19 protein-coding genes and 1 pseudogene are annotated in these 24,391 nt (G+C 38.8%); 18 read left to right on the forward strand and 2 right to left on the reverse strand.

The window, feature by feature from the left end:
* The first annotated feature begins 2 nt into the window (after positions 1-2).
* The 11 genes from FED51_RS10630 (at position 3) to FED51_RS10680 (ending at position 18,622) form a co-directional block, all read left to right on the forward strand.
* Positions 3-2,474 carry a lantibiotic dehydratase gene (locus FED51_RS10630; protein WP_138090515.1) on the forward strand — a complete coding sequence of 824 codons (2,472 nt, stop codon included), beginning with the start codon at positions 3-5 and terminating at the stop codon, positions 2,472-2,474.
* The gene (locus FED51_RS10635) at positions 2,455-5,019 is read left to right on the forward strand and encodes a lantibiotic dehydratase (RefSeq protein ID WP_053431144.1); all 2,565 of its coding nucleotides are present in this window, start codon (positions 2,455-2,457) and stop codon (positions 5,017-5,019) included. The genes FED51_RS10630 and FED51_RS10635 overlap by 20 nt, the downstream gene beginning before the upstream one ends.
* Positions 5,006-7,288 carry a lantibiotic dehydratase gene (locus FED51_RS10640; RefSeq protein WP_175414319.1) on the forward strand — a complete coding sequence of 761 codons (2,283 nt, stop codon included), beginning with the start codon at positions 5,006-5,008 and terminating at the stop codon, positions 7,286-7,288. Before FED51_RS10635 ends, FED51_RS10640 begins: the two co-directional genes overlap by 14 nt.
* Positions 7,281-8,957 carry a hypothetical protein gene (locus tag FED51_RS10645; protein WP_138090519.1) on the forward strand — a complete coding sequence of 559 codons (1,677 nt, stop codon included), beginning with the start codon at positions 7,281-7,283 and terminating at the stop codon, positions 8,955-8,957. The genes FED51_RS10640 and FED51_RS10645 overlap by 8 nt, the downstream gene beginning before the upstream one ends.
* Positions 8,958-8,989: 32 nt before the next feature.
* The gene (locus FED51_RS10650; RefSeq protein ID WP_053431141.1) at positions 8,990-11,479 is read left to right on the forward strand and encodes a lantibiotic dehydratase; all 2,490 of its coding nucleotides are present in this window, start codon (positions 8,990-8,992) and stop codon (positions 11,477-11,479) included.
* A gap of 8 nt (positions 11,480-11,487) precedes the next feature.
* Positions 11,488-13,959 carry a lantibiotic dehydratase gene (locus FED51_RS10655; protein WP_053431140.1) on the forward strand — a complete coding sequence of 824 codons (2,472 nt, stop codon included), beginning with the start codon at positions 11,488-11,490 and terminating at the stop codon, positions 13,957-13,959.
* Positions 13,960-13,964: 5 nt separating this feature from the next.
* Positions 13,965-15,881 (forward strand): radical SAM protein, encoded by a 1,917-nt coding sequence (locus FED51_RS10660; RefSeq protein ID WP_053431139.1) that lies wholly within the window; start codon positions 13,965-13,967, stop codon positions 15,879-15,881.
* A complete protein-coding gene (locus FED51_RS10665; RefSeq protein ID WP_053431138.1) occupies positions 15,850-16,518 on the forward strand; it encodes a tetratricopeptide repeat protein in 669 nt (222 codons plus the stop codon). The genes FED51_RS10660 and FED51_RS10665 overlap by 32 nt, the downstream gene beginning before the upstream one ends.
* Positions 16,518-17,051, forward strand: a complete 534-nt coding sequence (locus FED51_RS10670) for an NADPH-dependent FMN reductase (protein WP_053431137.1) — start codon at positions 16,518-16,520, stop codon at positions 17,049-17,051. Before FED51_RS10665 ends, FED51_RS10670 begins: the two co-directional genes overlap by 1 nt.
* 15 nt (positions 17,052-17,066) lie before the next feature.
* Positions 17,067-17,828, forward strand: a complete 762-nt coding sequence (locus FED51_RS10675) for a class I SAM-dependent DNA methyltransferase (RefSeq protein WP_053431136.1) — start codon at positions 17,067-17,069, stop codon at positions 17,826-17,828.
* A gap of 284 nt (positions 17,829-18,112) precedes the next feature.
* On the forward strand, positions 18,113-18,622 hold the full coding sequence (locus FED51_RS10680) for a DinB family protein (protein ID WP_010898210.1): 510 nt from the start codon (positions 18,113-18,115) through the stop codon (positions 18,620-18,622).
* A gap of 159 nt (positions 18,623-18,781) precedes the next feature.
* Here FED51_RS10680 and FED51_RS10685 read toward each other — a convergent pair whose 3' ends face one another.
* Positions 18,782-18,964, reverse strand: coding sequence for a small acid-soluble spore protein H (locus tag FED51_RS10685; RefSeq protein WP_010898211.1), 183 nt, complete (start codon positions 18,962-18,964; stop codon positions 18,782-18,784).
* A gap of 412 nt (positions 18,965-19,376) precedes the next feature.
* On the opposite strand from FED51_RS10685, the gene FED51_RS10690 reads away from it, so the two are divergent.
* From FED51_RS10690 to FED51_RS10710, 5 genes are all read left to right on the forward strand, one after another.
* The gene (locus FED51_RS10690) at positions 19,377-19,727 is read left to right on the forward strand and encodes a glycoside hydrolase family 88 protein (RefSeq protein WP_233443757.1); all 351 of its coding nucleotides are present in this window, start codon (positions 19,377-19,379) and stop codon (positions 19,725-19,727) included.
* Between the two features lie 26 nt (positions 19,728-19,753).
* Complete coding sequence (locus FED51_RS10695; protein ID WP_053431134.1) at positions 19,754-19,996, forward strand: hypothetical protein; 243 nt, start codon at positions 19,754-19,756, stop codon at positions 19,994-19,996.
* 342 nt (positions 19,997-20,338) lie between these two features.
* The gene (locus FED51_RS10700) at positions 20,339-20,956 is read left to right on the forward strand and encodes a TIM-barrel domain-containing protein (protein WP_233443759.1); all 618 of its coding nucleotides are present in this window, start codon (positions 20,339-20,341) and stop codon (positions 20,954-20,956) included.
* Between the two features lie 164 nt (positions 20,957-21,120).
* Positions 21,121-21,684: a class I SAM-dependent methyltransferase gene (locus tag FED51_RS10705; RefSeq protein WP_010898214.1), complete on the forward strand. Its 564-nt coding sequence runs from the start codon at positions 21,121-21,123 to the stop codon at positions 21,682-21,684.
* 267 nt (positions 21,685-21,951) lie between these two features.
* On the forward strand, positions 21,952-22,554 hold the full coding sequence (locus FED51_RS10710; RefSeq protein WP_010898215.1) for a DedA family protein: 603 nt from the start codon (positions 21,952-21,954) through the stop codon (positions 22,552-22,554).
* A 53-nt stretch (positions 22,555-22,607) separates the two neighbouring features.
* Here FED51_RS10710 and FED51_RS10715 read toward each other — a convergent pair whose 3' ends face one another.
* Positions 22,608-22,844 carry a hypothetical protein gene (locus FED51_RS10715; protein WP_175414320.1) on the reverse strand — a complete coding sequence of 79 codons (237 nt, stop codon included), beginning with the start codon at positions 22,842-22,844 and terminating at the stop codon, positions 22,608-22,610.
* A gap of 529 nt (positions 22,845-23,373) precedes the next feature.
* Here FED51_RS10715 and FED51_RS10720 point away from each other — a divergent pair.
* Together FED51_RS10720 and FED51_RS21750 are read left to right on the forward strand one after the other, a co-directional pair.
* On the forward strand, positions 23,374-23,853 hold the full coding sequence (locus tag FED51_RS10720; protein ID WP_053431130.1) for a 2-thiouracil desulfurase family protein: 480 nt from the start codon (positions 23,374-23,376) through the stop codon (positions 23,851-23,853).
* Positions 23,849-24,198, forward strand: a pseudogene (locus FED51_RS21750) (class I SAM-dependent methyltransferase); the annotation flags it as partial. The gene FED51_RS10720 and the pseudogene FED51_RS21750, both read left to right, overlap by 5 nt.
* Between the last annotated feature and the right edge of the window lie 193 nt (positions 24,199-24,391).

Raw genomic sequence — 24,391 nt, forward strand, 5'->3', positions numbered from 1 at the left:
TTATGTGGTCATTTTTATCTGATTTTATTGTCCGTAGTACGGGATTCCCTCAACACCTGATGGATCGATTGACGTTCCCCCAATCGATGATCAAAATTAAACAGTATGTTCAGCTCGAACAATCACACGAATCTGAAAGAGATTGGTTTCTTCTTCACTTTAATGAGTGGGTCGCATCTATGCAATTAACGTATCCAAAAGGCGACCCTATTTTTAAGCTTATCTATAAAATGAAAAAGCAGGTTTCAAAAGGTAATGACATTCGAATTGAAAAATGGCCAGTCAATTTGCCTCCAGGGAAAAAATGGATCGAAGAGTATAATAAACGTAGAGCAATGTTAATGGAACAGCGTGCAGAAATGAAAACCGTTCTTCAAAATGAATGGAAAGAGAAAACAGCATCTCTTCACACTATCCTTAAAGAGCCGAAAATTCAAGAAGCCATTGCCCATTCAAATCCTGAAGTATGGAAAACGCTGCAAGGCTATCTTCAAAAATCGATGAGTGACATGAAACCTTGGAGAAAACGGTATGAGGAAAGAACTTACAGTAGTTATCTGCAACGTTTTTTGTTTAAAAATGATACAACAAGCTTTTTTGGACCACTTAATTATGGACAATTTTACAAACAAACTGAACCTGTGAAATACATAAGAACGGGGAGCATTCCTTCTAAACGACGTAGTTTTTTAGCTTATTGGGCGGTCGAAGCACTTGCTAATGAAATCAATCGTGAAGAAGAATGGAGGCCTTATCTACCCCTTTCTTTACAAGATAGCTTCTACCTCACTGATGATGGCGTCATCCAAGCACAGACAAGAAAAAAACTTACGCTAATAGCTGATGTAATCTATATTCTAAGACAATCAGACGGGCGTACTATCAACGAAAACTTGAATCAAGCGTATTCCAAGCCTGTTATTGACCAATTAGAAAAATTAATAGAGAAAGGAATCGTCCAAAGAGGATATAGAGTGTGTCCATCACACCATCATCTACTTGAAGAGTTGATGCATTTTGTTGAATCGTTACCAAACGCAGAATTACGCAAAGAATGGCTCACACGGCTCAATCAATTTCAGTTGTGGCAAGCTGAATATAGCAATGGAGACGCAGAACAAAAAGTGAGAATATTACAACAAGCAGGTAACTTATTTCGTTCGATAACTGGAAAAGAACCGACTCAAGCACAAGGGATGCTTTACGCCGATCGTCATTTATTCTGCGAGGAATGTGCCGGAGATATAAAACACTTTACTCTAAGTACAAACTTGAAAAAAGACATAGAGTCTCGAATAAGCCCTATTTTGGATTGGGGATACTCAATCGCAGTGAGAAAGAAAAATTTAGCACAACAGAAAGCTCACGAAATCTTTATCCAACTTATAGAAAGGAATGGTTTAGACAGAGTCCCTCTCTTAACTTTTTTACTTGCATTAAAGGAACATGCATTCGAAATAGATCTAGGTGAAAAAAGCCCTTCAAAATTATTAGCAAATTGGGTTTCCATGCAGACACTACAGAAATCAAAAAAGATTGAGTTACAGGATGAATGGATTCAAGAACAAATTCGTTCTAGCTCTTTCCATAAGCACTTATGTGTCACCTCACCAGATCTAATGTTACAGGCCGAAAATCTCGAAAAGATCGAACAAGGTGACTTTCAATGGGTTATTGGAGAAGTCCATTGGGGGACTCAAGGTATGAGTAACCTGCTATACTTTCATCCTAATCGTAATCAATGGATAAAAGAAGTCACTCAATCAATGAAATCTCTACCGAACGGAAAACATCTTGTTAACGTTGTTCTTAAACAAAGAGCAGGCAAAAATTTTTTTGTAGAAATGTTCGAAAAAAGCATCACACTCATGGGAGCTTCCGCGAAAGAACAAAAACATGTATATCCGTTTGCTGAGTTATACGTCACAAAGGAAGATGGAGAGTTGGTAATAAAAAATCAAAAGGAGGAACGCATCATCCCTCACATGGGGGAACCAAACAACCCGATTGCCCTTATTTTTTCCGAACCGAGCGTTGTCATTCCTAAGTTCCACATAGAAAATCATACACCACGCATTGAATATCGCAATGTTGTCATCCAACGAGAGACTTGGATTATCCCTACATCCGAGTGGAGTGACGTATCAAATAAAGATCAGTATGAACAGATTCTACACACATGGAAGTTAAAACAAAAATTTGGATTACCAGATGAAGTCTTTGTGCGAGTAGATAGCGAAATGAAGCCTTTTTATGTTCATTTTCACAATCTCTTTTTAATTGATCTCTTACTAAAATATGTACGATCAGAAGAAAAGATCACGTTTAGCGAGTTATTACCGAATCGCAACTCTACTTGGTTTCGAAACCATCAAGGAAGTTATTGTTGTGAGCTTCGAGGAATCATGATTCGACCAGAAGTGAATCATCTGAGTGGAAAGGAGGATCAAGCTTATGCCAACATCGAAACTTGAAAATCATTGGAAGCTTATGAACCGATTTGTTTTGCGAACAACAGGCTTTCCCTTTGCCTTTATCGAAAAGTTGAACGTTGATCGACTAACGAACATTTTGGAAAATTGGCTCCAGATAGAAGAACAAAAAGAGATACTCGCTAAACAGTTTTTGCACAATTATTTTGACAAAATGATGGATTGGGAGTGGAGACAAACCCAGATAAAAGAACAGCAGTACGATCGAGTGAAAAAAGTGAAAAAGTATTTTATTCAACGCAGTCCTCTCCCAAACCACCTATTTAACTGGTGGCAATCAAGAAGTTATCCAGCTGAATGGCTAGAATTCCCCCGTGACTGGAACAGGCTATTTCAGATAGAAGAACAGCTTCTATCAGATGGTGAACAACAATTTAACAAAGAATTCATTCAGAAACGAGTATGGCTAAAAGAGCTATCCAGTGATCCTCTATTTCAGGAGGCGGTGTTTTTAAGTAGCCCCTCTGCTCACGAAGCTTTAAACCGCCACGTGAAAGCTTGGGAAACATCTGATCACAAAGGTCCTAAGCGAAATAAAGATATCCGGAAGAATGAGCTACTTATTTATAGTTATTTGCAAAGATTTTGTACAAAAAATGATACAACAAGCTTTTTCGGGCCAATCAACTTTGGACAGTTTGATCCAACATCAGAAGAGGCGATCACAGTTGAACATACTGAAAAGCACAAGCTACAGCAAAGAGCCTCATTCCTTAGTCAATGGTGTGTCCGAGAGATGGCACGTAAAATCAGTCAAGACCCGTCTGTATTACCGTATATTTCACCTCGAAAAAACCCGTTGGTTAGAGTGAGAAAAGGTTTAGCAACATATCATTTTATTGGAAAGGAGAAAAAACTTCCAAGTGCTTACCTCTCTCTATTAGAACGGATAGATGGGCAAACGACTCCTGAGGAACTTTCTAAATCGTTAAATATGAGTCTAGATACAATGATGCAGATGCTGAAACAGTTAGAAAAAGCAGGTATCATTCGACATGAACTTGAATTGTGCGCAACACGTATACAACAATTGGAAGACTTAAAAGAAATGGTAAATAGATTACCGGAACATGTAGGTAAGCACTGGCGCCACTTTGTTGAAGAAGCTATTCACTTACGCCACAACTTCGAAAAAGTGAGATGGCCTGATAGAATGAAGCATTTTCAAGAAGCTGAAAAATGGCTCAGTACATGGTATGAAGAAAAAGTTCGACGCAAAGAGGGAAAACTATATGGAGACCGTTTAATTATCACTGAAGACTGTGTTGGAAGCGTGAAAAAATTAACAATCGGACACTCCCTTTATCAGCGTATCTATTCAGAAGGAGCTCTTTTATTGGAGTTTCTTAAAATTCCTGCTGCACTAAGGTGGTTAGACTATCAAGCCCACGCACTAGAAGCTTTTGAGAAAATTCGTAGGGGGCGCCAGTCGATCGCATACTCTGAACTCATTCAAATTGTCGATCAGCGAGATAACCCTTTCACTTCTATTAGGGTAAAAGAATTTGAGCAAAGAGCTAGTTCATTGTTAACTCGGACTCCTGAAGGCTACGCCCTTTTACGAGAGCATGTGGAAGACTTGCTTCAAGAATATCAACCGTTAGTCGACCAAGTGTTTGAACTTATGCCTTTTAGTCTTCCAAGTCCAGATTTAATGATTGTATCAAAGTCACCGCAAGAGCTAGAGAATGGACAATTTCAAATAGTAGTGGGTGAGATTCATGATGATTGGAGCACAATATATGACGGTGTGTTCGGATACTTTCATCCTGAAACAACTACCTTAAAAAAAGAATTACAAGCTATGATTTGCTCATTTCCTATTTGGCGTCAGATGTCTAGTGTTGTTTCGAACCGACGACACAAGCACATTACCCCAGAGCTTCCGGGATGGACGATAGAATTAGCGTCAAAATCTATCAAGTCACAAGATAAAGTGATTCCTATGAGTGAAGTAGAAATCGCTAGGTCTAAACAATTTTTAACGTTACGTTATCAAGGACAAAACCTTTTTCTATATCCAGGAGATGTACGAACTGTTGCTCATGGGGCTTTTTCCTTGCCGCGGATCATCCCTGTTGAGCTAGACAGTAATGAACATGCTAAGGATTGTTATACAGACCGAATCTACCTAGGGAATATGGTTTACCAACGAAAACGATGGAAAATAACGTGTGATCAAGTAGACGATAACATTCCTTCTGGGTTCGATTTAATGAAAGCTGGTCAAAAATTCAAATCACGATATGGGCTTCCTACTCAATTTTTTGTCAAATGGAAAGAAACAGAAAAGCCTGTATTTGTTGATGTTCGTAACTATTGGGCGTTAGATTGGCTGTTTCGAACAATGAAAAAAACCTCCACACTCGAATTGGTGGAATTTCTGCCGAACGGAGATTCTCTATGGTGGCACGGAGAGAACGGACCCCAAACATGTGAATTGCGAATGGGATTCACTTATTCACATAAGCCTTTTTCGACATTTATGAAAAAGTTAGAAGGTGATGTTGTCAGTGAAACAATCTAGTATAAATGAAGACCATAATAACTGGGATTTTTTTGGGCATTTTGTTTTACGGAGCACAGGCTTCCCTTATGAATGGATGAAGGAACTTAAAATGCAACAAACCTTTGACTTAATCTTTCAAAATGCGAAATGGGAACAGGTAGAGTCTAAGTTCAATCAAGAGTTAGCAATAAAAAGAGAGCAGTTAAAGGCTTACTTCGATTCGGAAGACTTTCGTCAAGCTGTGTTTATATCTAATCCCGATATGTATCAACATATAGACCGATATATGAAGCATTTTCAATCTCATTCACGCCCATCAAAAGTGAAAAGAATTGAAAAAAAATTATTTACGTACCTTCAGCGCTTTTGTGGCAAGAATGAATCGGCAAGTTTTTTCGGACCATTAAATTACGGTCAGGTTGAGCCAAATATTGACGAGTATTGGGACGGATCGTTTATTGAGACTAAAGATTTACAAAAGCGGGAAGCATTCTTATCCTATTGGGCTGTTAAGGCATTGGCAAAAGCGGTTGCAAAAGAGAATGAGTTAGCACCATATGTCCCTTTGCAAATCCCGTCCTGGATTGTCGTACGCAAGGAGTATGTTGTGTTGTCCTCCGGAAAACGGATTAATCTTCCGGCTTGGATGATGGAAATCATGCATTATATTCAAGAAACTTCTTCTTGTTTATGGGAACTTCAAAATCATTTCAATCATATCGAAGCAGGACAATTGAAAGCATCGTTAGAGAAATTAATTTCTAAAGGACTCATTCATAGAGAGTGGATAATCCCTTCCACCGTTGTACATCCACTACACCGTTTGCTTGAGCAGCTAAGGGAGCTTCCAGATAGCCCTGCGAAGAATAAGTGGTGTCAGGCACTTGACGAATTAGCATCTGAGGTTACTAAACTAGCTAACTTACCGATCGTAGAAAAGCGAAGAAGTTTTGCTCACTTAGAAGAAACGTTTACCAAGCTAACAGGAGAACCTAGTCGTAGAGGAAAAGCTTCTCTTTACGCTGATCGCTTCATCTACTATGAAGATGCGCAAGGGCATATACAAGAATTTAGATTCGGTAAACCTTTTATTGAGGATTTACAAACGAAGCTCGCTGGATCTTTGAATATGAGCGCTGCTTATGGAGAGGAAATATGGGCTTACTATCAAGAATTAGGAAGAAACGTGTATGAGGACATGCAGGTAGAGGCGCGTAACGATGAAAAGAGACAACTCGCCAATTCTGGAATCCCTTTTTCGTCGTTCATCAACAAACTGCGCCAAACGTACCCAGATGTCCCTCAACTACCAAAATCATCGTTTTCGAATAAAATAGAGGCGATTATTAGAGAGAAAGGGACTGAACAGCGTGTTGTTAAGCTTACTTCTGATCAATTAAATGTTTTCCCTTCGAATCGTTCCTTTTATTCTTTACCGGATTTGTTTTTACAAGCGGAAAATATAGAAGCGTTACGTAACGGAGACGTGCAAATCATTCTCGCAAAGCTACACCACCACTTGTTAATGCATAATTGGATGACTTATTTTTATCAAGACAAAGAGAGACTTGAAAGGGACCTGGTTCAACTCGTACAGAAGCTTGATCATGAAGATGGAACCGTCCTATCGGGCCTTGAAATCATGAGAAGAAACAAAGCTTACTATGATTATCCAACAACAGTCATTGAATATGCAGAGAAGCCGGACTCTAGCAAAGAGTCGATCAAGCTTACGGATCTTATTGTGGTTCGCAATGATGACGGACACCTTGAACTACAAGAAAAAAACACTTCCAGACCTATTGAATTATATGTTCCACTTGCTGATCAAGTGCACTATCTACCTTTTGCGATGTTTTCCAAACCGATGCTTCTCCATGTCCCGATTTCTAGCGGGAAACATACACCACGAATTGTAATTGATGATGTCGTATACCAAAGAGAACGATGGTTTTATTATACAAAACAGCTGGTAGATCTGTTTCACCAACTACAAGGGCCTTTGCTATTAAAAAAAGTTGAGGAATGGAGACAGGCAGAAGGAATACCAGAGGTGGTTTACATCAAGGGTTCTGATGTTCGAAAGCCTTATTGGGTCGATTTTAAAAACTATTTTTCCCTTGAGTTAATGCAGCAAATTTTACTAGAAAATAATGAGATTACAATAGAGGAAATGCTGCCAGATCCTCATCATTTGTGGCTAAAGTCAAGAAAAGGGAGTCACTCGTGCGAGTTACGGATGAGTGTTTATAAATTGGGGATTAAGGAGGTTTCTGAACATGCGTGAATTTCCAACAATTGATTCTGAAAGACACGGAAAAACCGATACGCTGGATCCGGTTGAATACCTTCTCATAGGAACCCTCCATTCAGATCATGCTACTGAGGAAATCAAACTGAACATTTCCTTTGAGGGAAAACTGTTTCACAATTTTTATGCACTTAAAGAATGCTGGTGGCAGCTTCGTGAATTAATTAACCGTGATGTTCCTGAATTGAAAGCCCAATTTTCTTCAGAATTACTTTTTCTTTTTCCTGAAGATCCGACCCTTATTGAAGGGAAGCCATTGGCAGAAATAACGGCTGGTTCCTCCGAAAGAAGATTATCAAGAGAATCCGAACAAATCTTTCGTATCGTTTGGGGGATCGCAAGACTTCTTTATCATCTAGCAAAGACGAGACGCTTAAACATCACCTTTTACCAACTAGCAGAAGCTGACAGAGTCAGCCTTCAATTTATTCGTTATCTCTCGAGCATCCTTCAAGAAAAAAGTCTCATCAAGCTTTATATTGGCGAAATCCCAACAACATGGCAAGATGAATCACGAGCGATGCGCAAAAAAATAATCGAAGAATGGAAAAAAGGATTGGTTTTTAATGACAGGAGAGAAAGATCGTTAGCGGTTCGTCCGATGGATCGACCTATGACTGCTGAAGAACAGGTAGCTCTCTCATGGATCACAGAACCTGACGCTGTTATCCATACAAAGGTAGAGGAGATCGTACAGCATTTCATTATGTGGGGAAACTATGAAGCTGGTATGACCCTTGTTGAACATGGGTTGAATCAAACAAATGACAAAGAGAACCTTTCCTTCTTTTGGATGAAAAAGGGGCTTACAAACGCCTTTTGCGGCAATTTTTCTGAAGCAATGGATTGCTACGAGATGACTCTCACGTTCACGAATCTCGCCCAAAGAAAAAGCGCTGTTTGCATGTACCTTGCGCTTTTAGCTAGCAAAAGGTTAGGACAAGAACAGCAAGCACAGGCATGGATTGAAAAAGGATTTAAGGAAGCCAATTTTCTTGAGGGAAAAGAGGCAGATATTGAAAAGGGATGGCTATGTAACGTTCGAGCATTATCAGCGTTTAGAGAAAACGATTATCCAACCGCATTACATTACTCACAGGAAGCCTTCAAACATATTAAAGCCTATCAGGGAGGAGATGCCCTCCACCTAAAGGTTAACGTTCTCTCAAATTTAAGCGTCTTATTTGAGGAAATGACGTATGTTGATAAAGCCTTAGCTACTTGGAGGAAATTCGAATCATTTGTAACACAAGGAGCGACTGAAGCCTTCACTAAAGTTTACTTTTTTCGACTCGGAGCACTACAAATAAAAAGCGGCGATCGAGCGTTAGGGTTGTCCAACATAGACCGAGCTTATCTCATTGCTAAAAAAATTGATGATGCCTTTCATGCTTGTTTCATTGCACAGGAACTCGCCCTTTATGCATGTCAAGATCACCAATGGGAAAAAGCCATTTACTGGTTAAATGAATCTGCATTCATGGCTAGACTGTTCGGCGATAACCATCTCGCAACTCGCCTCGAGGAAAAACGACAGTTAATAAAGCAAGGAGGAAAAATATGCGATGACGGAACATCATTAGAGGAGCCATTAACAAAAATAGGTCGACCATTTTATCCTATTCATATCCCTAACCCACTTTAAAGACTTTTAACCATTTTGTGGAGGTGACTAGCGTGAATGTTAATGATGTAAACTGGGAATTTGTATCAAAACTAGTCGTTCGAAAAACAGGGTTTCCATTTGAAATATTAGAGCAACTCCATTGGAAACAAACGAGCTCTGCAATTACAAAGATGTTTCAATTGGATGGAGAAAAAAAACAAGTAACAGAACAACTTCTTCACAACCTTATTCCAAAAAGTGTTGTCCAACTTGCCGAACACGATCATAAAAAGGGGTTACACCTTCTATCAAGACTTAGAAAATATCTAGGGAAAGGAGCGGTGCGAGACCGAGAAATAAACGAACTAAGGGAGTTATTTACGGGAGAACATCCTCTGCTTGTTGCTCTAAATCGCTGGAAAAACATTGAAGATCAAAGAGAAAAAGAAAGGGAAAAGGCTTACGCATTCTTTCAATTAGAGCTTAAGGAAAAGAGAAAATACCTACAAATGATCTTCAAAGACCCTTACATCGCCGAAGCTGTGTATGTTTCCAATCCTGATGTTTTTAACATCTCGTATCCTAAATTCATAGCCTATCGCGATTTTGATAAACGACCTTCAAAAATTAGAACGTTGGAAATGCGCTTCTATTCCTACTTGCAACGTTTTTGTTCAAAAAATGATACAGCTAGCTTTTTTGGCCCTATGAATTATGCGAAATGGGATAAGGAGCAACTTGCGAATGTAAAGCTAGAAAGCACAGTGGGAAAGTATAGCGATCGCATCGTTCATTACTCATTTTGGATGGTAAAAGAACTAGCGAAACGAATCGCGGAAGAAGCAGATTTTCGTCCATATCTAACCCCAAAATTACATCCTATGTGCAAGTATGATCATGACAAAGTAAGTTTTATTCACATCAAAAAGGAACTTCATTTGCCTGAAACATTTCGGAAAATTCTTCAAGCCATCGTTACCGATTCGCACACATTGTATGAATTATCACACCAACTCAATTTGAAGATGCCGACTCTGAATCATTATTTAAAACAGCTTGAACAAAAGAAAATGATTATTCTTGACATTGAGATACCTTCAACGATTTTCGACCCATTTACATACCTATATTCATGGGTACAGAACTTACCTCCGAGTGACCTTAAGAACGAGTGGTTAAACATTTTAGAGCAATTTGTTAAATACAAGGAAGAAGTTTTGACAAAGGATTTAGCATACCGCCAAAAAGTGACAGCACAGATGGAGACTTTATTTGAACAAGTGACCCATCTTCCAGCAAGGCGGAACCAAGGTCAAATGTACGCAGATCGAACGCTATATTATGAGGAGTGCAAAGGGACAATTAACGAAATGTCATTCGGTAAACATTTCCATGAAGATTTCATGAAAAGAATTAAACCTATCTTTGATATTAGCGCGGCATACGGCGATGTTTTGCGCAATTATTACCAAACGATCGCTAGACGATTATTTAAAAAAATACAAGGACAGCGAAGTCAAATTCCTTATTGTGAATTTATATATCAGTCGCAAGCACTTCTTGAAGCCGAAGACATTGATTTATCGTTTTCCCCACTGGAACATTTTCATCAACAACTAGAGCAGCTTGTACACATACGTCAAGACAACGGTGTAGCAAAACTCTCGGAAAGCGATGTTCGTCTGTTTGATCGTTTCCGAAATTATGCGGAATGCCACACGTCTCCAGATATTATGTTTTCCGCTAAAAGTATAGAAGCTCTAGCTAAGGGAGACTACAAAATTGTACTGGGAGAAGTTCATCAGTTTATCGCTATGTGGGGATCACAGTTACTCTTTGACCCCGAGAGAGAGAAAGTAAATGAGGAAATAAACCAAATGCTAGAAAAGCTCCCTATGTATAGACAGCTATCCGTGATTTTAAATACACGGAGGCACAAAGGTCTTATCCATGAGTCGTTTCCAGGAACCATTATTCAACTGTTCGGTGCTCCTTCAGAAAGGGCGAATCATGTTGTGGAGATCCGTGATTTATATGTGACAGAGGAAGGCGACGAATTATCTTTAGTCGATACAAATGGAAATCAGCATTATTTATACAACAGTGGAGACGAGAACATTCACTTATGGGCCTTTGCTCCATCTCGTGTCAGCTCACCTGCTATTCAATTTACTGGACATACTCCAAGGATTGAAATTAACGATGTTATATTTCAACGCGAACGTTGGGACATTGGGGCTGAAGAACTTCTTACTATTTGCAATCAGGAAGATCCGTTTTTGATTTATGTTGAAATGCAACGGCTCAAGCAAAAGTTTCAGCTCCCTAGATACTTATTCTTTAAAGTGAAATCTGAAAAAAAGCCTTATTATTTCGACTTTGAAAATTTCTTTTCCGTTGAAATGCTCCATAGTTTATTGAAAAAAAATAAGGAAGTGAGCTTTATTGAAATGGAGCCATCTCCAGAGAACTTATGGTTGAAAGATGATAATGGAAAATATTGCTTTGAAATGAGGGGGACCGTTTTTCAAAAGCAAGAAACGCTTCAAGCTAATATTTAAGGGAGCTGATGATCATTAGCATTTCAAATCTCTCACCTAAGTCTAATCGTTCTCAGACAAAAGATTCTCAAATAAGCAAATGGAGCTATTTTTCCGATTGCATTTTACGCTCAACTGGATTTCCTGCCGAGTGGATCGAAAAGCTGTGCTTTCATAAAACGACAACAATGTTCGATCTATGTTATCAAACCGAACAATCTTTAAATGAATTGGTTGAGCGGTTAAAAACATTAGAACAAACTTGTCATATCCCTAGTAATGCCCGACAAGATTGGCAAAGAATTCGCAAGCTAGTAGGGAAAAGAAAGAAAGTTACAGATGAATTCATTCATTTAATGAAACAGAAAGGGTTTGATCAATCCTTAACTCAAGAAATCGAAAGTTATGAAAGAAAACGTCGCCTTCAAGAAAAAAATTGGACAAAAGCTCGTGAGTCATTCGAGGCAGAATTAGTGGAAAAGCAATTATTCCTACAGGAGATTTATAAAAATCCCCGATTGCAGGAAGCCATTTTTCAACAAAGTCCTTCAATGTATAAAAACGCAGTTGTCCCTTATGTTCACTCTTCTTTACAAAAACGGAACACAAATATCAAGCGAATTGAACGACAGTTAATTTCCTATTTACAAAGACTGTGTACAAAAAATGAAACCACGAGCTTCTTTGGTCCTATTCAGTATGGAGTGTTAACCTCAGAACAACAAGACATTGAATATAATTTCAATCAGAAGGAAACTGAACGGAGAGCTTTTATGCCTTATTGGTCAATCAAAGTATTAGCAGCACAAATGAAAGAATGTGACGTATTCTTTCCTTATCTAAATGTAAAACTTTCCTATCAGTATACAAAAACAGGTGATTCAATTCATTCTCCCATTTTAGAGAAAATGGTCAAATTTCCAAAGCCATACGCGGATATCATCAAACATTTAACCTATGAAAATCAATCAATTGAGCAGCTCGCAAAAAAACTTTCTCAGCCTGTGGCATGGTTAGCAAAAAAGCTTCGACTATTAGAAAAAAAGAGATTGATCCTAATTGAGATCCCTCTATCGATCACAGAGCCGGATAGTTTAAACGAATTAAGGAGTTGGATACTTAAAATTAAAGATGTTGAACATCCCGACCTATCACTATGGCAAGAAAGATTGGAATGGCTTTGGAAAGTCAAACAAGCTTATCCTTACATGACGCTTGGGCAGAAACAAGAGCTATTTCACAAATTGGAGTCAACTTTTACTGAGTGGACAGGTGAACAGCCTAGGCGTTTAGGCGGGGAGATTTATGCAGATCGAAATCTTTTGTATGAAGAGTGTCATGGACCGTTAAACAATATTAAAATTGGTGGGTCCATTAAGCACGTTCTTAAGCAAGATGTACCTAAGTGGCTATCGATTTGCGCTAAACACGGGGAACAGAGGCGGAAACAAGAACAAGCATTGGCTCAAGAGATTTTTAAGACGATGTATCCAAATGAAGATTCTGTACCATTTCTGAAATTCGTTCGCGACCTTTCTAATCACCCAGATGTACATACGTGGGAAAAGCGATGGCAATCAATAAAAACAGAAATAGAGGAGGCCATTACCCATGAAGTAGCGAGTAATCCTAAATCAGTTGTCCATCTTTCTTTAGAATACCAAGACTTTGATCGTGACATGGCATGGTTAACTTCTCCTGATCTCATGATAGCTAAAAAAGATGATGATTCCTATCAAGTCATTTTAGGCGAAATACATGACACGATTATGGTTTGGGGATGGGCCTTACAATTTCATCCAGAAAAAGACAAAGTGAATGAACAATTAGTAAAGAAAATACAAAAAAGTACGCAACACCTTCGAATGCTTAACATGCTCTCAAGCAAACGCTTTAAAATTGTACCTTTTGAATATCCAGGTACAACGATCCAAATGAACAGCTTTTCAAACAGCCCAAATGAAAAAATTCCGTTAAGTCAATTAAAAGTAACCTACACGAAAGAGGGGCTAGCGCTAACACTTCCTGATCATGAAGAGGTTTTTTATACGTATAATGGGGAGTTAAATACAATGGTTCACTCGTTTTTTTCATTGCCCCGAGCCGTATCTTTCTCGATCAGAACAGGCGAATCAACTCCACGTTTGATGTTAGGAGACCTTGTCGTTCAACGTGCTAAATGGCACATTTCAAAACAGGACATCTGGAGCAAAAAACACACGGGCTCTTCAATCGAATTATTTTATGAGGCATACCGATTTCACTTAAAAGAAAGTCTCCCTAAAGAGGGATTTGCAAAACTTCCTGGCCAACCAAAGCCTGTCTATGTAAATTTCACTAGTTATTTTCTTATAGAGATGTTGGAGGGACTTTGGCCAGACGGAGAGAATTGTACGTTCAGCGAGATGTTACCAAACTTGTCGGAGCTATGGCTTTCTAAAGAAGATCAAAAAACTCACACCGCTGAAATAAGGCTGAGTTATTTTGTTGAAAGGAGTTAATGACCATGTCCCAATCGATTAATGTAGTTTATCCACCACTTAGAGACCCTTCCGAGATTCCATTTCTTTTATCTTCTTGCATCGCTTCCGCTCGCTCCTCAGGTATAGACATACATTTGTTAGATTTCAATCAAAACTTTTGGGAGTATGTTTTAGATTTAGAAGAAGTAAAAAGTCGTTACAAGACCCTTGAAGGAGATTGGAATTACTGGTCTGAACAACAGGAAATCCCCCCCAATAAAATAGAGTATGTTTATGGCTTGTTAAAAGCCTTTTTAAGACGAGAACATGTTGAAAACAAGCTAGTTGAAGCCGTTAAGATGATGAAAAGCTCAGAAGATCTAAATAAAAGGGAGGAAGCACGAACCGTTATTCGTTACGCATTAGAATTATTTCAACTGCCATACACACCAACCCAACTAGCTCTTAATGACGCAAATTTAATGTTCTCCACAGAGAGTACAGAGCAACTATATAAAAGCATAGAACATCCTAGTAACCCATTCTATCACTTTTTAATGTCTATGATCGAAGAGCGTGCAACGGAGTGGATCATTTGGGTTGAAGCGGATCAACAATTGATTCCAACCTATACGTTAACTTATTTGATTCACAAAAAGTATCCGAACATAAACATTTCATGGGCCGGGCCTTTTTTTGCTGAATTTGGTGCAAACCTAATTACTAGACCACCTTCTTCTATAGATAAAGTCGTTGCTGTCACTCACCCTAATGATTTCATTCAATCTCTTTCATCTGTTCGACGCATTAACAATCCAGTAATCAAGTGGGGATACGATGACTTAAAGATTAGTGATTATTGGACACCTTATGATGACATACGTTTGCGTAAAGAGTGGATCAATGATTTATCCTTTTGTGCATGGTTAACAGGGGAGCATAGTCCAACTATACGTTTTTACTTGTATCAACCGACAACCGCAATAGATGCACTCAAGTGGGGAGAAATACTAGAACGATTCCGATGGGGATTCTATCTTAAATTTGACCAATTCTTGAGTGGAGATGATATTGAAATGCTTAAAAGTAAGGGAGTTGAATGGATCCATTGGGAGCTAAAGGGTTGGCTCGCCACGGACTCAGTAGACGTTGTAAAAGAAAACATGCTACAAACTTGGAGAGCTTGCAAGGAGGCCAATATCCCAGTTTATCACTCGATCGTTCTAGGATACCCTTTAAGCTCTCCAGAAGACTTCCGTGCATTCATCACCTTTCTTTCAGATCATCAGGAGTGGGTTGATCGTAACATTCGCTTTAAACTATTCCGGTTATATGAAAATAGCCCATTTTGGAATCGGCCGAAAGACTATGGAATTACTTGGATACCCGAACAAAAGCCAAGCATGGACTTACAACGAGGATTTCCGTTTCGTACGTATACTGGCTGGGACAGCGAACATTTTTACACATTAGCGACTTCGCTCGTGTCACAAGTGCAAAGAAAAACAAGAAAAGATTTTCCCCGTGATGTTCTCGCAGTGGATGACACGAAACTTTATCTTTCTAATACAAAAGAAGAGGAAGATGTGCAAGAAATCAACATGGACGATCATATAAAAGTTGTCCTTTCATCTAAAATCCAAAACGTTACCCTCCCTTTTTCACCAACCGATTTAGAAAAAGGGGTCCAACTTACAGTACCAGGTCAAGAGAAGACATATTCTTCAGACCCAGTTATACAAAAAGAGGTTAATGTGCTCTATGATCTAGAGAAAGATCGCTTTATTTTAATAAATTCTGCAGTTTCAACGGTACTAAGAACGTGTGATCATGCCATAGAGATAGGAGACTTATTAAAAAGATTTCCAAAGAAACAACATGCCTCAGTTCGTCAGTTAGTGAAGAAGCTTAGACAGGGAGGTATATTGATTGAACAAGCTAGAAGAACGATCTCAACATAGAAAATCAAGGTTCCGGTTTTTAGTCATTTCTACATTTTGGCGTGTCCTGCTCCTTTTGAAAAACGACGCTGAGCCGCTTTTTCATTTGGGAAATATTCATTACGCTTATGGTCATAAAGCCTCTGCGATGAATTATTGGAAAGAAGCAGTATCTAAAAACCGAGAACACGAAAAGGCTTGGCATAATCTTGTTCAATGTGCGGTGATCCAAGAGGAGTGGGAGCAAGCAGCCGAAGGTCTGACCATATTATGTCGTAACCATCCAACTCGATTTGAGTATATGTCCTTGTATACTCATGCACTTAAAAAACTTGGAAAAAAAGAGGAGTTAGAGGAATGGTACTTGTCACATATAAACGGTCCTCATCATGAATGGGCAATAGAAGGGTTGGGGATGCTCTATATTCGAACCAGAAGAGAAATAGATGCTTTTAAACTATTAAGCCCCTTTGTAAGAAAGTTTCCAAATCGACCAGTCGGATTGAAAATATTAGGGATTAGTTCCATTCGCACTTATCAATACGAAGCGGGCTTAACTTTTTTAGAAAAATCCCTTGAATTAAAAGAAGATAAAGAGGTCAAGTCATTAGTTGATCGTGTAAAGCGTTTAAAAAAGGTAAGGGGAGGAAACCGTTAATGGCTAAAATTGTTTTAATCAGCGGAAGTATGAATCCGAATTCAACAAGTAAAAGTATTTTAAAAAGGATTGGTAAAGTCCTTGATAAACAAGGACATGACACGGACATGATTTGTGTATTAGAAACAAACTTTCCGTTGTATCATCCACTAAAACCAATGACAGATGAAATGCAAAAGGTATCTAAAACGATTCAATCAGCTGATGCCTTTGTCATAGGATCCCCAGAATACCATGGAGGCTACTCTGGCGCGTTGAAAAACCTTTTAGATTACCAGGACGGCTCTGGATTCATGCAAAAGCCAGTTGCTCTAGTATCTTCCTCAGGGGGCATGAAAGCGGGAATAAATACGTTAAATTCTTTACGGCTCATTTTTCGTTCTTTACACGCACATGTGATTCCTCAACAACTGGCAGTGTGCGAGAAGGAGCTAAACGAGAAAGGCGAATTAGATGAGGGCGTACAAAAACAACTTCTCACCTTGGTCAAAGGATTATTGCAGGAAATCTCGTTACGATATCAAAGCAAATAATGGAGTTGATAGTAAATGGAATCATCTTACGGAGAGATTTTTGCTAGTTTATATAATCAAAAGTGGTCGAGCTTTGCTTTACAGGCGGCTCCACGCATTCATCAATATTTTACTCAACATGATATTCATGAAAAGAACAAAAAGGTACTAGATTTATGCTGCGGTACTGGTCATCTAGCTTACTTTTTCTTAAAAAAAGAGTACGATGTGACAGGAATTGACCTCTCTCCAGGGATGTTGCACTATGCCAAAAAGAATAATTCTCGTTTTGTCAAATCAGGCCAAGCAAACTTTATCGAAGGGGACGTCACCAATTTTACATTAGATGAACAATTCGGATTGGTTGTTTCTACGTTTGATGCCCTTAACCACTTGCCAGATATAAAAGCATTAAGAGAGTGCTTTAAGTGTGTTTATCACGTTACGAGTAAAGATGGCATTTTTATTTTTGACTTAAACACAAAACAAGGACTTAAAGGTTGGACAAATATCGTTGTAGAGGATAATGAAGATTCAATGATTGTTTCGAGAAGCTTTTATGATGAGCACACTGCTCGAGCCATCACAAATATGACAGGATTTACAAAACAAGAGGACGGACTCTATAAACGATTTGTTCATTCTGTTCACAATTGTGCCTTTGAATTAAAAACTGTAAAAGAAACTCTTTTAGCAATTGGATGGCAGCAGGTCCACTTTGCTCGTTTAAAAGATTTATCCAGCCCTTTAGAAAATCCAGAAGGTGAAGGCCGCGTTTTTATTGTTGCCAAAAAGTGAGCTATGTTTATGCAAACTACACGCCCAACATGAAGTAACAACTTTTGAGTACAAAATTAAAACATATCTAATGCAACCTGAGTTTTATACTAGTATGGACTCAGGTTGCTTGTTTCAGTTGGTTTCATGTTTAATTGATCGCTCTGTTCGGTAACCGGGTAAAAATTAGGGGCTCAGCAGTACTTTATTCCGTTCTGAACTTCAGGTGTTAGTAAATTATTTACATCAATAAAGGATAAGGTCATGATGTAAAGTACCGTTTACTCAATAACGAAGGACGATCAATGGAAAAAACACTACTTACAAATGGGGGAATGATGCTGGTGCATGTGAAAGAATTGTTATTAGATCAATTACTGGCAAATGCAAATGATCCTAGTTGGTATGTCTCTTTTCAAGAATCTGTTGAAGGGCTATCAGAAGAGGATGCGTTTTGGAAACCCGACAAAGAAAGCCATAGTATTGGGGAAATTGTCCAGCATCTTATCTACTGGAATGAAACATGGCAACTTCGCTACAAAAAGTCACATACAGAAGCTGTCCCGCCACTTGAAAACAATGACCTAAGTTTCGTCATCCCAAATGGGAAAACCTTTTCAGAACTAAAAGAGGAACTATTAAAGGTACTATTACGTTGGCAAGATCTCTTGACAGAAGAAGCATTAGAGTCGAAAGTCAACGGATTTCCTGTACATGCAGAGTGGTGGGCACTAATCGGAAACACGACAACCCATAATGCCTACCACATTGGTCAAATCATGTATATCCGAAAAATGCGGAAGAACCTCTTATAAGAACATCTCACCGACAAAAAAGAAAGCAAATTACACGCTTTCTTTTTTGTTTTTGTGTTCCGATAGTACCTTCTCCTTTTTTTCTAAAGAAGGAGCTAATGTCTCTAATCCACTATAATGTTCACGACACCATTACACTTATGCTAGTAATGTTGGTTTTTAATGCTCCATTAACTGGGACAATGGTACATCTTGCTCAAGCTCTGGGTTGTCTAATGGATAAATTCGCGCAGTTTCATTTTGTTCGTCCACATGTTGAATATAGATCGGTACCTCTTGATACGTTACATTCGCCATAATCGGTGAAGCGGCAATTTCCTGTGCACGCTGCGTATTTAACATCGTGATACCTCCTTGAGAAGTAATGATACGATTATTTTTCGGCATTTCCATGTTTTATATTCATTGTAAAAAAAGATGGATGGTTTAAATGCTTTATGGGATATATTCAATATTGACTGAGGCGATGATTTCTCTCCCAATATGAGACCATTCTTTTTTTATTAAAAAATTCAAATCGCAACGATGTACCATTTTGTCTTAACACACTTATATTTATTTCTTTTAGCGATTGCTAGAATAATGATTGAAAACGTTTTCCATTTGCTGATCAACATGAATGAAGACCCTCCAAAAAGAAGGGAAGAGTTAATGATGTGGAAACAAGCCATGACAGATGTAGCTGTAAAGACCCTTACCAATATCGAACGCTTCAACGGACGATTCCCCCACGTGAGCGAAGATGGAGAACATTATGAGCTCAATAACAACAATGAGTGAACAAATGGGTTTTGGTCAGGAATTTTACGGGACAGCTCAGCATCTGCGATCGCTTCATGCGGGAATTCTTGAGCTTCTCTCCCATTTACAAGAGACAGATGCGGATAAAGCCTTTCTTCAACAATCTGTGCAAAAGCAAATGGCATCATTGGTTGAAAATTATGCTTCAGAAAAAGACGCTCAAGGTCTGATCAAAAGAGGGTCTTACAGCGTACGCATCGGTCACGCACCAGACGATTACGTCATTTGGGGAGACTACTTTTACACCGAGGCGTTAATGCGACTTGAAAAGCTGCGTAATGGCTACTGGTATGAAGGAAAATAAGTGTAGCCTAACGAAAGGAGGTACACATGAACAAAGTGATCTCTTATTCTGCTCCCGATGAAGCGGTTGGTCGTGATGATTTTTCAATAAAGGTCCGTCCTTTAAATGGACCTTGGCAAAACCTGTATGTCTATAAAGTGCCCGTCGAAGGTGACAAATTGCGTATTATGGGCAGCTGTGGCGCATCCTTTGATGATCGGAAAACAAGGGGATACCATGGAGGCGGAGACCTTATTGGAAAAATCCACTATGAAAACATCGATATTTAAGAACATCATGAACCCCAGCAGGATTATTGGGGGAGCATTAGCGATTAATGCAAGCGATCGAAACGCGGTAAGGGATGTTACTTATAAACACATTCAAGTCGAGCCATTTGAGGAAGGACAATCATTCGTTTATCTATTCATGAAAAGCGGTAACAGCGAAGTGAACCGTTCCGGTAAGTTTTCAAAAGAAATATACAAAAAGTCGTTGGTTGGAGAAAGGTTTAGATAGTAAAGCCACTGATTTAATCACCCCTAGATAAAATGGAGGGATTATCCTGTGTTCAAAATCAATGAAAATCGCCTCGTGAGAGAGTGCGATTCTGAGATACTATGGATTGAACCTTGGGGAAAGGATGCCCTGCGAATTCGTGCTTCGTATACGGCAATAGAAGACTTGGAGGTTTTCACGGCGGTAATCCCGAAGATCCTTCGTTCCAGGAATGTATCATTCGCTGGTTCCAGTATGGTGTATTTTGCCCTGTATTTCGACTTCATGGAGACAGATTGCCTAGTCAAAAGCCGATCGGAACGACTGGGGGAGGACAATGCCCTAGCGGCGCGGCCAATGAGGTATGGAGTTATGGAGAAGAGGCCTACGAAATCATAAAGGATCTTTTACATGTACGCGAAAGACTCCGCCCTTATATTACTGGCCTTATGAAAGAAGCTCATGTAAAAGGTACTCCGCCTATGAGACCACTATTCTATGACTTTCACGAGGACGAGCACGCTTGGGAAGTGGATGATCAGTACATGTTTGGTCCAGATATTTTAGTTGCTCCTATTCTAAAAGAAGGAGAGCGAAGCCGCCCTGTCTATTTGCCTAAGGGAGCAGATTGGTCGAACCCTTATTCTGGACAGTCTTTTGAAGGTGGACAACAGATAACCGTAGATGCACCATTAAAACAAATCCCGTTGTTCCTTAAAAACGGGGCAGACCTTCCGATTGTTCACCGGTAAAAGGTGTCAAAAGAGTTTTTTCAAGAGATCTTCGTATAACGAGTCCGATTATATGGGCTCGTTTTCCTATGAAAATTAAGCCTTTCTTAAGAATTTTCCACCCTATTTCTTTATATTTCCACGATAAACTAGTAGCATATGATGAAAAAATGGAGCGATGCCGCGTGAAAGCAACGTTGTTTGTTCGTGAATTCCTTTTAAATCCTAGAACGATTGGTGCTATTCTTCCAAGTTCAGACTATTTAGCAGAAAAAATGATGGCGAGTGTCTGCTTCGAACAAGCGAAATATATTATAGAATACGGACCAGGAACGGGTGTATTTACGGATAAGATTCTCCGCTACAGGCACCCTGATACGGTTGTCATGATCATTGAACATAATCGAGAGTTTTTTTGTATCCTCAACGAAAAGTATCAAGACGAAAAAAATGTCATTATCATTAATGGGTCAGCGGAACATATTGAAACATACGTAAAAGAACATAACATTCCGTTTGTAGATTATATTATTTCCGGATTGCCATTTGCTAGTTTACCTCTTCATGTTTCCAATGCTATATTGAATAAAGCTCGATATTTATTAGGAGTTAAAGGAAAGTTTATTACCTTTCAATACACACAAACCAAGGTACGATTGTTTACTCAATTTTTTAACCAAATGACGGTCGAGCGTGTCTATCGAAATCTTCCCCCTGCCTTTGTATTTTCTTGCTATAATGAAAAGTAACGACCATGACAGGAATCGACATAGAAAAAATGCACGTCCAAAAGATGTACCAAAGGAAGTCCTTTCTCGTACATAACTGGAGGGGGCTTTTTCTTTATTGATTGCTAGTTATCTACGACCTTACAAAACTGTAAGGCTGTTTAAAGGTTTTGCGATAGCAATGAACCGATCCGTTCATTACAGTATAGTTAGCACCTTGGTGTTACTGCATCAAGAATACATGCAGAAAAAAGAGAGAAAAATAATTCAAATCAATCGAGGGGCGTCATGGAATTATTTGAATTTTTACTTATAAAATATGGTTACATCGCACTTATCTTAATCCTAACTGGGGGAATTGTAGGACTTCCGATTCCAGATGAGGTTTTACTCACTCTGGTTGGATACTATATTTCACTTGGGAAAATGTCATATGTATTAGCTTTACTTGCCTCATTTCTCGGCGCGACTCTTGGAATTTCCATTAGTTACTTTTTAGGAACAAAACTTGGCCTTCCGTTTTTAATGAAATACGGGCCAAAATTTCACATTTCTCATCAGAAAATTGACCATGCGCAGGCATTGTTCCGAAAATATGGGCCCATTCTCTTGTTCATCGGTTATTTTCTTCCCGGCGTTCGTCATGTAACAGGCTACTTATCAGGATTGTCTAAGTGCAAATTCAGAACGTTTTCACTATACGCTTATACAGGTGCTTTCATCTGGTGTCTTGTTTTTATTACATTAGGACATGAAATCGGAAACAAATGGTATATTGTTGAAAAATATTTATTTAAATCTAGTTTTCTTTTATTCCTACTTATTTTGTGCGTTATCGGCTACTTTATCGTTCGTAACAAACGTATGGAAAAGAATGCGGAGAAGAAGTGACTAACCTTATAAACGTTTTTGGGACTGCGCAGAAAAAGGCAGTCCTATTTTACCTAGTCAACTTTTTTCTTTTGAAATAGAGCCGTCAATAACCCATTCACCCCAAAGCGACTAGAATCACTAGGGTACTCTTTCATTTTTCTTATTTCAATCACAGCAAAATCTTCAAAAATCTGTATAAGTTTCTGTTCTGTAAAACCTAATCCACCTTGAAGACTTTGCTGCCGATAAACATCTAAGTCCGATATAGCAGCTCCACCCAATGGTCCATTTTCGATAAAACAGGTCAAACCAAAATGTCCTCTCTAAAAGACATAATAAGTCCTCGTACTTTTTGATTAACTGTACCATAGTATCCTACCTTTCTTCACGCTTCATGTCCCTTTATGTCTATTGTATATATACAGTCGGGTTAGAAGATCTCAGCTAGGTTAAAAATACGTTAAAACAACAAAAAAAGCGGTTCTTGTTACCTATGACAATAAGGTGCTATAGACGCGGATAGCAGGTTATGTGTTTCATATTTTAGCACTTCTAATATCCAAATGAACCTGCTCCAAATCATTAAGTACAGAGGAAACGAATGCTGTAAAAACGTACACTTAATGAGAAAGTTTGATTCATACTATGACAAATGTTACGTGAATATTTCAGAAACACCTTCTGTAAGGGATTCATGTTATACTCATTACAAACATTTCCTACTAGATTCACAATGGTAAGAAGGCAGGGGGAGATGAAGGAATCTTACTGCCTTGCAGGCCGCTTTATATTGTCATTGAGAGTGGAATTAAATCGAATAGAAGGAAGAGATTTCTAATGATCCTAGTTAGCTCATGCTTAGCCGGCCGTCACGTAAGGTACAACGGTTCTCATTGCCTTAACGAAAAGATTGCAGCTTTAATCGAAGCTGGAAAAGCGACTATGGTTTGTCCAGAATTGCTCGCTGGGTTTTCAACACCGAGGGAGCCAGCAGAAATTGTTGGTGGGACTGGAGAGGATGTTCTCAATGGGACAGCAAAGGTGATCGAAAAATCGGGACGAGACGTAACAGATCTTTACATAAAAGGTGCTTATGAAACGTTAAAATTTGCCCAGGAAGTAGGTACCTCCGTCGTTGTGTTGAAAGAGAACAGCCCTTCTTGTGGGAGCACTAAGATCTATAACGGAAAATTTAAAAATGAGACCATAGCCGGTCAAGGGGTTACGACGGCCCTGCTTGCCAAACATAACATTCGCGTTTTGTCTGATGAAAACTGGCTAGATGCATGTGGTCCTATCGATCTAGAAAACCAATGAATATGATTTAATCGTTGCCGTTTCAACATTAGAGCATGTTGAATCAGAGAATGTTTTTGAAAAAGTCATTAAAAAAATGGCATCGGGAACAAAAAATGAAGGAATAAACTGTATCATTGTTAATTCAGAAGTAGAGAAATTGATATAAGTACAAACGAGAAATTAGATGCGATGATGGAAGTAAACATGAAAACAAAAGATATGTTGAGTAAATTAAGGCAAAGTTATAATGGTTGGGAAATAGTTAATCAATTAGTAAAACCATTGGAATATAAAATTGTTCGTGATGAGAGAGATGTATTGTTAAAAACAAATGCAATCACTTTCGCTGTAAAAAAGAAATAATTTTTCACTAACACACAGGAATAGACCATGCCATTAAATTACGAAAGACAACAGATATACTGTAAAGGAGAATTACGCTATTACAGGGGTTAGTCAGGCCGTGTTTTATCACAAGCTAAAGGAAATAAGAGAAATAATTTGAAGTTATTTCATGTGTGACCCCTCAATCCCCGAATCGTTTCCGTATCCCTTT

Origin of the sequence: Halalkalibacterium halodurans, assembly GCF_005671335.1 — a bacterium.
Taxonomy (GTDB): domain Bacteria; phylum Bacillota; class Bacilli; order Bacillales; family Bacillaceae_D; genus Halalkalibacterium; species Halalkalibacterium halodurans.

What these genes read in the sequence shown, in the direction of transcription:
- FED51_RS10630 (WP_138090515.1), top strand. Translation starts at nt 3, where the DNA reads ATGTGGTCATTTTTATCTGATTTTATTGTCCGTAGTACGGGATTCCCT.
- FED51_RS10635 (WP_053431144.1), top strand. Translation starts at nt 2,455, where the DNA reads ATGCCAACATCGAAACTTGAAAATCATTGGAAGCTTATGAACCGATTT.
- FED51_RS10645 (WP_138090519.1), top strand. Translation starts at nt 7,281, where the DNA reads ATGCGTGAATTTCCAACAATTGATTCTGAAAGACACGGAAAAACCGAT.
- FED51_RS10655 (WP_053431140.1), top strand. Translation starts at nt 11,488, where the DNA reads ATGATCATTAGCATTTCAAATCTCTCACCTAAGTCTAATCGTTCTCAG.
- FED51_RS10660 (WP_053431139.1), top strand. Translation starts at nt 13,965, where the DNA reads ATGTCCCAATCGATTAATGTAGTTTATCCACCACTTAGAGACCCTTCC.
- FED51_RS10670 (WP_053431137.1), top strand. Translation starts at nt 16,518, where the DNA reads ATGGCTAAAATTGTTTTAATCAGCGGAAGTATGAATCCGAATTCAACA.
- FED51_RS10675 (WP_053431136.1), top strand. Translation starts at nt 17,067, where the DNA reads ATGGAATCATCTTACGGAGAGATTTTTGCTAGTTTATATAATCAAAAG.
- FED51_RS10680 (WP_010898210.1), top strand. Translation starts at nt 18,113, where the DNA reads ATGGAAAAAACACTACTTACAAATGGGGGAATGATGCTGGTGCATGTG.
- FED51_RS10685 (WP_010898211.1), bottom strand. Translation starts at nt 18,964, where the DNA reads ATGTTAAATACGCAGCGTGCACAGGAAATTGCCGCTTCACCGATTATG.
- FED51_RS10690 (WP_233443757.1), top strand. Translation starts at nt 19,377, where the DNA reads ATGAGCTCAATAACAACAATGAGTGAACAAATGGGTTTTGGTCAGGAA.
- FED51_RS10695 (WP_053431134.1), top strand. Translation starts at nt 19,754, where the DNA reads ATGAACAAAGTGATCTCTTATTCTGCTCCCGATGAAGCGGTTGGTCGT.
- FED51_RS10710 (WP_010898215.1), top strand. Translation starts at nt 21,952, where the DNA reads ATGGAATTATTTGAATTTTTACTTATAAAATATGGTTACATCGCACTT.
- FED51_RS10720 (WP_053431130.1), top strand. Translation starts at nt 23,374, where the DNA reads ATGATCCTAGTTAGCTCATGCTTAGCCGGCCGTCACGTAAGGTACAAC.